This window comes from Larkinella ripae (genome assembly GCF_054780775.1).
On record NZ_BAAGVR010000017.1, the window covers coordinates 273162 to 285256 of the forward strand.

Below are 12095 nucleotides of genomic sequence, written 5' to 3' on the forward strand. Positions count from 1 at the left end.
GGTGCCACAAAGGTAGACTACAAAAGTACTTTGTCCAACCCGTTCAAACAGATTATTCCAAACAACTCGCTTCTAATCAGGAGAAAACAGTTTAGTTAACCGACTTGACAGGGGATTATTTCCCTGGAAAGACTGGTAATATATACTTAAATAGACGTAACAAACGTGGAAAAGTCACTACTTCGGCTTCTTTTGTTAGTTTATGGTCAGGTTTCCTCCGCCCGAATAACTCCGTAAACTGCCGTCATACATGGCATCGGCCGAGACCGGCCCCCGCGAAAACCGACCTTTGGAGACCACCCGGACGAGGTAATAAAAGGTTTTTTCGGTGGTCCCGGCGGAGGTGAAAAAGTGAATCCGGTCGTCGCGGACATCGAAATGTTCCGGAGTCGAAGCCCCCTTGATCCACGGCATTTCGCGGGGTTCGGTCAGGCGCGGGTTTTCGATCTCAAAACCGGCGGGCAGCATATCGGTCACGACCACGTTGTTGACCGCAACTCCATTGTCGCTTGCCAGCGAAATCCGGACCACCACCAGATCATTCTGTTTAAACGACGCTACCGGCGAACCGTCGCGGTCCAGAAGCTCCCGGCGCACCCGCAAGCCGGCATCTTCTTCGGTGTACGTTCCCGTCGCGCTCAATCCTTCGGTCTGGGCAAACCAGTACAGGCTGCCGCTGCCCTGCGTGGTGAGCTTCAGCGTTTGGTTGGCGATGCCGTTGGTGAGATTCAGCGTCTTGCCGGAGAATTGTCCCACGGTTTTGCCACCGGCCGTGAGCGTGGCCGTAGCCGTTGAAGTGGCGGCTTTCCTGGCAATTTTACCCAGAGCCAACACCGCAAAAACCGACTCCTGGGTGTTTAGATACGAACTGGTGTTCAGCGCCTGCGAGAGTTGCCGCGCCAGCGTCGGAATCTGCAAATTGTCCGGGTCGGTTTCCAGCAAGGTGTTCAGCACCAGCGCTAGGTTGCGGATGGGCGAGGCATAGCTATCGCCGGATTGCCGCCGGTTGGTCGAGTTGGTGTATTTTTTCGGCAGCAAAGCCCCGTAGCTGCGCGTATCGCCGGTCAGGTAAAACGTAGCCGCCAGCAAATACCGGCTGTCGGCGGTCAGCATCGTTTCGTTCGGGCGCAGGGCTGCGGTTTTGTAATAATTCATGGCCGAACGGTTCGGCTGCCCGCTCAACGCCAGGGCGTATAAACCGTACAGATGCTGGCGGCTGATGATCTTACGAACCGTGTTGCCGGTTTCTTCCAACGTTATCTCGTCCTCCAGCGCCGGGTTGCTCGTGCGGACGGTCAGCCGGTCGAGCGCTTTGCTATACACCGATGGACTGATTTCAAAACCGGCGCGCCGGGCTTCGGTCAGGAAATGCACCGCGTAGGCCGACGCCCAGCCGTCTTCTTTCGGCAAACCGGGCCACATGCTAAAACCGCCCTCGGCCAGTTGCATCGACTCCACCCGCCGGATGGCTTCCTGAACGGTGTAGGTCGGGTTCAGATCGCTTTCGCCGGACCGCACGAAATACGTACCCGGTTTTCCCATGGCTTTGAGCGTTTCCGCAAAATACAATTGCGGAAACGCTTTGGAAATCGTTTGTTCCAGGCAACCGTACGGATACCCGAGCAGGTACGACAATTCTTTGCTCAGCTGAATCATCGGCGAGCGACTGACGATCAGCTGGCTCCGGACCGTGCCGGGAATAAATTGGTTGGTCAGGTCGATGGTTTGCGATTGGCCGGCGGCCACCACACCCGATCGGGCGGTTTTTAACAGGGATGTTACCGGCCTGACGGTCAGGTCAATGCTTTCGGAAAAGGTTTCATTCAGTCCTTTGACAAAAACCGTCAGGTTGCCGGTTCCGAGCACGGGTTTGGCTTTTACGGCAAACCTCGCCCGGGCTTCCTGCCCCGGCTGGATGGTGAGCTGCTGGGTGGTGGCACCGCCGGCCAGTAAAGCGCCGGTCAGTTTCAACGAAGCCGTAACGGTCGCCGGTTTTTTTGTGGTGTTGCTGATCGTCACGGGCAAATCCAGTTCATCGTCGGGACTCAGAAACCGGGGGGCACCGGTGCTGATCACGAGTGGGTCGGCTACTTTCATGTTTTTCGTGGCCGATCCGAACGCCTTGTTTTTGTAAGCGACGGCCATGATGCGTAAATCGCCCGAAAACTGCGGAATCGCGATGTCGAAGCCCGCTTCCCCGTTGCCGTTGGCTTTCAGGACGCCACTCCACAGGGCCACCAGCTTGACGCGACCGTTGCTCAGCGGATTAATGCGTTTGCCCAGATTATAACCATCACCGCCAAAGGAAGAACTCCCGGCGACCGTCAGTTCGGGAAATAAAAACGAATACAAGTCGTGGCTGTTGACCTCCAGCGCCCGCTTCTGGTAAAAATAACCGTGAATGTCGGGGGTCTGGTAATTCTTCAGTTGCAAAATGCCTTCATCGACCACGGCCACGGTTAGTTCGGCATTGGGGCTGGTTTTGACCGAAACATGCTGTTTTGTTTTGGAGCGGGACTGGGCCACCGCCGTAAGGACCACCGGTAATTTGGTGTCCGGATCCTGCACCTGCATGGGGGCAAAACCGTGGGCCACCATCAGCGGCAGGTTCGAGCCATCGACGGGGCGAATGAGCGTGGCCGTTACGTACACCGTTGGCAGGTGTTCTTCCGACAAATCAACGGTCAGTTCGGCGGATTTCTGATCGGTTTCCAGAATATGGGTTTCCAGCACCTTGTTGCGTTCCAGCGTGACCAGCAATTTGCCGGCAAACGGCGTTTTGAACAACACCTTCGCCTTCTGGCCGACCTGATACTGTTCTTTGTCGAACTCGATCAACACCTGGCCTTCCGTGCTGACTTCAAACGACGAACTTTGCGTCGTGCCAAAACCGTACGCATAGTACGAAGCCGCCGTGTAAGCCGCAGCCCGGTCGCCGGATTTGTCGGTTCGCCCGATGCGCACTTCGTATTCTCCCGAAACCGTCGGCACGTAGCTGAAGCGGGATCGCCCGTCGCTGAAATTCAGGGTGTTGGTATAAACGACTTTCTCCCGCTTTTTCGAAACGTACCGCAACTGATCGTATTGTTTTTCAACCACGGTCTGGTAGTCAAACCGCACAACTTCGGCCTGCGCCGTAGCGCCTTTCTGCAACGCTCCGTTGCGATCCACCGCCACCACCTCAACGGGCAACGGTGCGTTGGTGCCCACGTACGAATCCGCCAGCCGAATGCCGTAAAAGGTTTCCTGCGTAAACACATCGAGTCGTTTCAGCCGGTTGACGGGGCGGCTATTTTCGTCAAAAACCGTCACGAATAAATTGCCTTCCAGCACGCCGATGTCGCGGTAGCTGGCCGGAATCGGAAACCGTTCGACGGCCTGTCCGCTGGCGTTGGTCACGCCCTGACGCAGATTTTTTTCAAACGACGCATTGCTCTGAATTGCAAACGAATACTCCGGAAACGGTTTAGCCGTAAACGCCCGCTGTTTCAGTTGCAGGTCCATTTCGTAGGTTCGTCCGGTGGCCGGCGGCCCAAACAGGTTCGTGGCGGTGGCCGTCATCGTAACGGCTTCGCCGGTTCGGTAAACGTCGCGTTCCGTGCGGGCTTCCACCCGGATGCGGTCGGGAATAAACTCTTCGATGCTAATGTTCCGCGACGCCAGCAATACCTCGTTGGCGTTGTAAATTTCGGTGATGTACGTGCCCGTGACAGCCGCCGGGTCGATCGGGACATCGGTGGTAATGGCGCCCTGTTCGTTTGTTGTTTGCCGCATAACGCGGTATTCTTTGCCGTTGGGCGACAGCACTTTGATTTTCAGCGGGATCTGGCCGACACTTTCCCAAACCGGGTTGCGGATCACCGTATTGAAGTGAATCGTTTCGCCGGGACGGTAAATGTTGCGGTCGCCGTAGACAAACGCATCGAAGCCCGTCGGATTGTCGCGTTTGCCTTCCACCTCAAAGCGCGAGGTTTCGACTTTGGCGTCCTGCAACAGCAGATAGTTGAAATCATCCTCGGTTTTTACCAACACCATCGCCAGGTTGGAACCGGGGTTTTTCTGCGCTATTTTTTCAAAATGGGCCACCCCTTTGCCGTTGCTCTGCATGGTGGCAATCACCTGGTTGTTGCTACTGACCAGCGTCACTTCCACATTGGCGAGCGGCTCGGCGGTTTCCACCGAATTGGTAAATACCCAGACTTCATCGGCGCCCTGTTTGGCAATCAAACCAAGGTCCGAGATCGAAATCAGTTTGGTGGCGCTGACGTAGGCATCGTCTTTTGAGCTGACACTGACCAGGTAGATGCCCCGGGGCGGATTCGGGCCGGACGGGCCGGGGTCGGGGAGGGCTAAGTTCAGGGCCGAAACCCCCTTCACTTTCGGCAAATTGCCCGTTTCGACGGTTTTCCGGACGATAACATCGCTGTAATTCTGTTGTTCGTCTTCGTAATAAACGTGCGTCCCCAGCGGCTGCCACTGCCCGTCAATTTCGCCGTGTTCTTCGTACCGGCCGGAGCGGAGGTAGTGCAGGATGTTGTTCTCGTAAATTTTGGCAATTTTCACGTCCACTTTCGGCACGTTGACGATGCTGACACCCACGTTTTTGGCGCCTTTGGCGGGCAGGTAAACCGCCCGTTTGTTGGAAAATGAAATACCGGCGGGCATTTTACCAAAAAACACATCCTTCGACACGGTTTCGTCCAGCCGCGCGCCCAGAACCCCCTTCATCTGGCCGGTGAGGGTCAGCACGTAGGTCTCGGTTTCGTTAAAATTTCCGCGAATGATAAACCCGTTTTCGGTGGGTTCGGCGCGGGTCTCGGCCTCCGGCGACAGCGTGTAATACGGTTTCAGGTCATTTGCCTGTAATTCCTGCGTGGTGATGACCCGGATAACGCCCTCGTTGTTTTCAAACCCGGTTTTTACGTCAACCACTTCGAGTTGATACTGAGACGGTAGCGTTGTCGTTTGTTCAAAGGCTTCCTGTGTCGTATAGGTGGTGTTCGGTACGTTCAGCCCTTTCCCGATCTGAAGTTTTACCGCGGTTTCGTTGCGGGAGGAAGGCGCATTGCCAATGGTCACCGGAATCGTTTCATGGACCGACGTTTGCAGAATCTGGGTGGTCAGCGGTTTTGCCTCTTCGGCTTCGATTTTCAGTAAACCGGCTAATTCGGCTCCACTGACCGGGTAGTTGAAATTGAGTTTCGCTTTGGCCACCGGGCGGCCGTTTTCCCCGCGCGTCCACCAGAATTCGGTATCGCTCAGGTGCAGATAGGGCGTATGGAACGCAAGGGTTTCGTTATCAAGCGTATAGGATGCGTCTTTTTGCTGACGGACGAGGACGTTGTTCAACTCGGCTTTGTACTTCGTTGCGGGTTTGAAGGCCACGGCGGGCGAAAACACCAGCTCGTTCGGAGCGGTCCATTTGAAGTTGCCGGCCACCGCCGGTTCAAAAACCACGTACTGGGTGGAATCCCATTCGTTGAGCCGGCCTTCCGGCACCAGCTCTTTGCTGAACGTAAACACCAGATTTTGATTCCGGGCGATTTCTTCTTCAAAGTTTTGATTGATTAACCGAACCGAATTACTGAGGTGCGAGCAGGTGGAGAAGAAAAGCAGTACGCTGAAAGCCGTTAAGAAACGCAGGAGCGTCTTCATGGTTTGAGGAGGATTGCGGTAAGACAACGAAAGGTCTTAAAATTAGTTGGTATTTTGCAAAGCGACTTAACAAATGGCGGGTTCCGGTTGGTAATCAACGCCGTTGGCGGAACAGACGGGGATTGAAACAGACCAGAAAAGTAGCGAACTTGCTAGCAGGCAAATGCATGAATCATGAACGAACGTACCGACCTGAACGAGTACCACAAGCAGCAGAGCGCTCGATTAAACAAAAAAATCTCCGGGCAGTCCTTGATGTCGTCCGAAGAATTCACCGCACAGGTCCGGCAAGTGAGCAAGCGGAGCCAGCGAGCGAGGACGAACGCTGGACCGTCAGCCAACTAATCCGTCCGCTTGAAGCGGAATCGGTGTACCAGTGGGCGGTCGAAAGGGATTGCCTGCATACTGAAAGTCTCTTTACCGCCAAATGGAAGGCCGGGGGCGAAATAGAGGGCGGAGAACACCAGCTTTATGCGGAAGCCGGCTGGGTTTACAAGCGTAATAACCTGATTTACCACACGAGCTGGTTGGACTATTTCCACCGATTAGTTCTGCACAACTGGTTGTTCCCGGAAACGGCGATGCAGTTTGAAGGGCTAATGGAAGTCGATTCGGAGCTTCAGGCCGTTATTTCCCAAAAGGCAATCCGGGCCGTCCGTGGTGCTACGCGCGAGGAGGTAGAAGAGGAAATGAGCAACAGGGGTTTTAGGCGCCTAAAACAAGACAATTACAGGCACCTGCTGTTACCAATTCTGGTAGAAGATCTCCATGATGAAAACGTATTGGTGGATTCGGAGGGCGATTTACTGATTTTTGATCCGGTTATTTACCTGATTCCAAAGAAACAATAAAGCCGACCGCGAACCCGCAGTCGGCTTATACAGTTTGGTTTTTAGTTTAGAAGTTGATCGTCCGGCAGGCGGTTTTTCAGAAAACCGCTCAGCCTGAGTTTCTTAGAAAATGTATTTATTTTCCGCAATCATCGCATCGGCAATGCGACGGCGGGTTTCTTTCAAGTTCAGCGGTTCGATTTTCGTAAACCGTTTCAGGCCCATCAGCATCACGCGGAGTTCGTCACTTTCGGCGAAGGAGCTAATCGCGGCCCGGCCGGCATTGTTGATTTTCTCCACCGCTTCGTGCAGATACACCAGCGCGAGGTCCTTCTGAAGCGCGACGCCCGATTCCCCTTTCGTACCGATCAGCTTTTCGACCCGCAGCAAAACCGACTCGGCTACGTAAACCTCAATCACCATATCGGCCAGGTTCATCAGAATTTCCTGTTCGTCCGACAGCTTCATCATGAGCTTCTGAACGGCGGCTCCGGCCACCATCAGGATGGCTTTTTTCAGGTTCCGCAGCACCTTCTTTTCGGCGGCAAATAGGGTTTCATTCTCGTCGGCGCCGAAGTCGGGAATCGACATGATTTCTTTGGCAACCGCCGTGGCCGGACCCATCAGGTCGAGTTCGCCCTTCATGGTCCGTTTCAGAATCATATCGACGGTGAGCATCCGGTTGATCTCGTTCGTGCCTTCAAAAATTCGGTTAATCCGGGCGTCGCGGTAGGCCCGGTCCATCGGCGCATCGGCCGAGTAGCCCATCCCGCCGTAAATCTGAACCCCCTCATCGACCACGTAATCCAGCATTTCGGAACCGTGAACCTTCATCATGGCGCACTCAATGGCAAACTGTTCCAGGGCTTTGAGCTTGGCGTCCGCGTCGCTCATTCCGCTGGCTTTCAGGCTCTCAATCAGATCGTCGATGTTCTGTCCGGCGCGGTAACAGGCGGTTTCGCAGGCATAGACTTTGATCGCCATTTCGGCCAGTTTGTGCTTGATGGCGCCAAAACCGGAAATCGGCGTTCCAAACTGTTTGCGCTCGTTGGCATACCGGGTGGCGTTGTTAATCACTTCTTTGGCTCCGCCGACGGCGGCAACACCCAGTTTAATCCGGCCGACGTTCAGAATATTGACGGCAATTTTAAACCCGTTGCCCCGCGTCGAAAGAAGGTTTTCGACCGGCACTTTGCAATCGTTGAAGAAAATCTGGCGGGTGTCGGAGCCTTTGATGCCCATTTTGTGCTCGGGCTCGTTCATGGTCATCCCGCCGAACTCTTTTTCGATAATGAACGCGCTCAGGTTCTTATCCACCTGGCCATTGCCATCGTCAACTTTGGCGAAAACAATGAACAGATCGGCAAAACCGCCGTTCGATATCCACATTTTCTGGCCGTTGATGATGTAATGTTTTCCATCTTCCGACAGGATGGCCTTCGTTTTGCCCGAATTGGCATCCGAACCCGCGTCGGGCTCTGTCAGGCAATAGGCCGCTTTCCACTCGCCGGTTGCCAGTTTGGGCAGGTATTTCGCTTTTTGCTCGTTGTTGCCGTAATACACAATGGGCAGGGTGCCAATGCCGGTATGCGCCGACAAGGCCACGGAAAAGGAATGCCCGGCGCCGGTTACTTCGGTCACCAGCATGGAGGTATTGAAATTCGTACCAAAACCGCCAAACTCCTCCGGCACCGAGGTGCCAAGCAGGCCCAGTTCACCGGCTTTATCCATCAGCGATGCAATCAGCTCCGGCGATTTGGCGTGATCGATTTCATCCAGCCGGGGCCAGATTTCGCGCTCCAGAAATTCGCGGCACGTTGCGGCAATCATTTGTTGTTCTTCCGAAAACTCTTCGGGAATGAACACCTGCGAAGCGTCCGTTTCCTTGATCAGAAACTCTCCGCCTTTGAGCGATGCTTTATGTTCCGTGGCAATCATGACGTATAGATCAAAGGGTTTTTTAGGCTGGCATCCGGATATACCTTCAGTTGACAAATGTAAAAAAAGTAAAAATAGTATGCAAGCATACGGGTTTTAATTTGATTCTTTTCCGGTTTTATTGACTAAAAACCGGTTCTGTACCAGCAAACGCGGCCTTTTGGAGTAGGTTGGCTTCCTGGATCAGCAGCAGTTTTTGAGCCGGATGAATAAAATTAATCTCACAATTGGTTGTACATATATTATTTAACAGTATATTTCGTCTGTGATTAGTATCTAGTTATGAACCAGGAAAATAGAGTCAGACCAACAGGGGCCCGATTCGTCCTGAATGCGTCAGTAATCAGACGATTCCTTGGCTTGAGTTTAAGTATTTCGCTATGCTGGGGAGAGGGCAAAGCGCAGGGTGTTCCCCGGATCGGCAATCAACTGGAATTCGCCGGGGTAACGATTCACCTGACCGAAGCTACCCAGCATTTTGTGCAGCAGGAAGCCGAATTGCTGTATGTCAACCGGGCGCTGGTGATGGCAAAGCTGGAAAAAATGAATTTGTATTTTCCGGTTATCAGACCCCTGCTGGCGCAACATTCGTTATCCGATGATTTTCTGTTTCTGGCCCTTTACGACCGGGGCACGGCTGCCGACGCGCCTTCGACCGGTTTTTGGGCGTTGGGAAATCTAAAACCGCGTGAGCTTCGCATCGACGCTTTCGTGGACGAACGCCTTCATCCGGCGCGGGCTACGCTGGCGGTGATCAGTCGCCTGAAGCAGTTGCATCAGCGCAAACCGAACTGGGTGTCGGTTGTGCATGGCTATGATCAGCTGCTACGGGCCGACACGGCGCAGACGCTGACCCAGGAACCGGGAGAGGGCAGGATCTATGCGCTGCGAGACACACAGGACGAATTTTTGATTCGGTTGCTGGCTTCTAAAATTGTGCTGGAACGAGCCATGTCGGTGTATACTCCTCAAAACCAGAAAATTTTGTTTTCGTATAAGGAGTCAAAAGGCAAAAGTCTATCCCAAATTGCGGAGTATTGCCGGATCGACGCGGCCAGTCTTGATCCGTGTAATAGCTGGCTGAAAGCGCCCCGGGTGCCCGATGCGGAGAACTATACGGTTTATGTTCCGGTGACGCTGGATCAGTACGCTGCGTTAAAACGTCAGGCCAATCCGGGTGACGAGAAACCGGCGGATTTGCAGGATGCCGGTTTTCCGGTTTTGCAACGGAGCGCAGAATCGGGCAATCGGGGTGGCATTTTTTACCAGATCAACGGCAAAAAAGGAATTCAGGCCCAACTGTACGATAACCGGATTACGCTGGCCTACGCGGGTAAACTAAACGTACGAAAGTTTGAAAAGTACAATGACCTGCGCAGCGACCGCCCGATTGTGGCTGGTGAAATTTATTACCTGCGCAAAAAAAGCAAACGGGCCAACGTTCCGTTCCATATTGTTCGCCGGGGACAGTCGCTGTGGGCCATTGCGCAACAATACGGAATTAAACTTCAGAAACTGATCGACTATAACGGGGTGAATCCGGAGCAACAACCCGCCGTCGCCCGAATTTTATGGCTTCAGCGGAAACGCCCATCCACCCTGCCCATCGAATATTACCGGTCGCCCAAACAGCCTGAATCCGCTCCGGCAGTTCCGCAAACGGCGCCGGTTCTGGTGGTTAACAAGCCGGATTCGACCCAAAAGCATCCGACGGAAGAACGGATTGCCCAGGCTGAAAAACCGCCGGCCAACGTGCCGAGCCGAAAAACGCTGGCGACGCTGGACAGCCTGATTGCGGCCTTGAACGAACCGGAAGCCCCACGGTTTCGGTCGGGGGCCACGAAAATGATTCAGCCCGTGGCTCTGACGGAAAATAAGGCACCGGAAAAGCTGGCTGAAGACGAGTCGGAAGAAGGAAGCGGTCCGCTGATTATGCACATTGCGGAAAAAACGGATACGTACCTCACCGTGGCCCGGAAATACAAGGTGACGGTCGCGCAGCTCTACGTGTGGAATAATTTATCGGCGGCTAAACCCCTGCGTTCGGGGCAACTTTTACTGATTGATCAGTCGAAAACGCCCACCAAAAAAGGCCTGATTCCGCTGGCGGCCAAACCGGCCCCGGCCAAAAAACCGCTTGTCAAACCGGCACTTTCCCCGATGAAGAACGTTGCGGCCAAACCGGCGGTACTCCCTTCTGGTGAAGGTCCAACATCAACGGTTTCTGACGGATCGCCCGCCCGCTCAGCCGACCAAATCACTCACGTCGTGAAGGCTGGTGAAAATCTGTACCGGATTGGTTTGCGCTATCACGTAAAACCGGAGCAGATTCAGCAATGGAATCATTTACCCGGTCTGACGGCCATTGTCGGCGCGCGCCTGGTGGTTTGGAAAAAGTAAAGGGAGCCGCCTGGCTCCCTTTCCACTAAAGTCGTTCGAAAACGCCGGCAACGCCCTGACCACCACCGACACAGGCCGAAACCATGCCGTATTTCTGGTTCTGTCGTTCCATTTCATTTAACAACTGCACCGATAAGCGGGCGCCCGTCGAGCCCAGCGCATGACCCAGCGCGATGGCTCCGCCGTTCGGGTTGATCTTGCTGCGATCAAGGCCGAGTTCCTGAATAACCGCCAGTGATTGAGCCGCAAAGGCTTCGTTGAGTTCAATCTGGTCAATATCGTCCTGTTGCAAACCGGCTTTTTTCAGGGCCAGCGGAATGGCGTTGACCGGTCCGATGCCCATGATGCGCGGCTCGACCCCGGCGGCCGCGTACGACATCATCCGGGCTTTGGGTTTCAGTCCCAGCTCGTTGACCAGTTTTTCGGACATGACGATGACAAACGCGGCTCCGTCGGAGGTCTGCGAGGAGTTTCCGGCCGTGACCGAGCCACCCGCGGCAAAAACCGGTTTTAGTTTATTCAGGGCTTCAAAACTCGTATCGGCCCGTGGGCCTTCGTCCTTGCCGACGGTCCATTCGCGGGATTTCTTCTTGCCCGCATCCGCGTCAAAATACGTTTCCTTTACCGTGATCGGCACAATTTCGCCGTCGAACTTTCCGGCTGCCTGAGCCGCCAGGGCTTTCTGGTGCGATTCGTAAGCAAACTGATCCTGCGCTTCCCGGCTGATCTTGAACTGGTCGGCCACCTGCTCGGCGGTCAGGCCCATGCCGATGTAATAATCCGGGTTTTTCTGCGCAATCTCGAAATTCAGGGCGGTTTTCCAGCCCATCACCGGCACCAGCGACATGGACTCGGTTCCGCCCGCAATGATGCAGTCGACCAGTCCGGCATGAATTTTAGCCGACGCGATCGCAATGGCTTCCAGCCCTGATCCGCAATACCGGTTGATGGTCATGCCCGGTACGCTGTTGGGGAGCGACAGCAGCGCGATGTACCGGGCAATCTGCATACCCTGTTCGGCTTCCGGCACGGCATTGCCAACGATGAGGTCATCGACGCGGGCCGGATCGAAGTTTGGCACCTGCGCCAGCAAATGTTTGATGACTTCAGCCGCCAGATCGTCCGGGCGGGTCAGTCGCAGTCCTCCGCGGGGAGCCTTCCCGACGGCGGTTCTATATCCAGCTACAATGTATGCGTCCATGGTGTTAGTAGATTAAAGAGAAAAGGGACAAAAGACAACAGAATGTCTCGGCGCTGGGATGAAAAATTATT

General features: G+C 54.4%; 5 protein-coding genes. 2 read left to right on the plus strand and 3 right to left on the minus strand.

The genetic code is table 11. The annotated features are described in order from the left end of the window. Positions 1 to 195: 195 nt before the first annotated feature. Positions 196 to 5655, minus strand: a complete 5460-nt coding sequence (locus tag ACYVHX_RS10445) for an alpha-2-macroglobulin family protein (RefSeq protein WP_460671569.1) — start codon at positions 5653 to 5655, stop codon at positions 196 to 198. Between the two features lie 167 nt (positions 5656 to 5822). On the opposite strand from ACYVHX_RS10445, the gene ACYVHX_RS10450 reads away from it, so the two are divergent. Continuing rightward, positions 5823 to 6506 carry a putative polyvalent protein kinase domain-containing protein gene (locus ACYVHX_RS10450; RefSeq protein WP_460671570.1) on the plus strand — a complete coding sequence of 228 codons (684 nt, stop codon included), beginning with the start codon at positions 5823 to 5825 and terminating at the stop codon, positions 6504 to 6506. 102 nt (positions 6507 to 6608) lie between these two features. Here ACYVHX_RS10450 and ACYVHX_RS10455 read toward each other — a convergent pair whose 3' ends face one another. Continuing rightward, positions 6609 to 8423 (minus strand): acyl-CoA dehydrogenase family protein, encoded by a 1815-nt coding sequence (locus tag ACYVHX_RS10455; protein WP_460671571.1) that lies wholly within the window; start codon positions 8421 to 8423, stop codon positions 6609 to 6611. A 360-nt stretch (positions 8424 to 8783) separates the two neighbouring features. On the opposite strand from ACYVHX_RS10455, the gene ACYVHX_RS10460 reads away from it, so the two are divergent. Then, positions 8784 to 10823, plus strand: coding sequence for a LysM peptidoglycan-binding domain-containing protein (locus tag ACYVHX_RS10460; RefSeq protein WP_460671572.1), 2040 nt, complete (start codon positions 8784 to 8786; stop codon positions 10821 to 10823). A 25-nt stretch (positions 10824 to 10848) separates the two neighbouring features. Here ACYVHX_RS10460 and ACYVHX_RS10465 read toward each other — a convergent pair whose 3' ends face one another. After that, positions 10849 to 12024 carry an acetyl-CoA C-acyltransferase gene (locus tag ACYVHX_RS10465; RefSeq protein WP_460671573.1) on the minus strand — a complete coding sequence of 392 codons (1176 nt, stop codon included), beginning with the start codon at positions 12022 to 12024 and terminating at the stop codon, positions 10849 to 10851. Between the last annotated feature and the right edge of the window lie 71 nt (positions 12025 to 12095).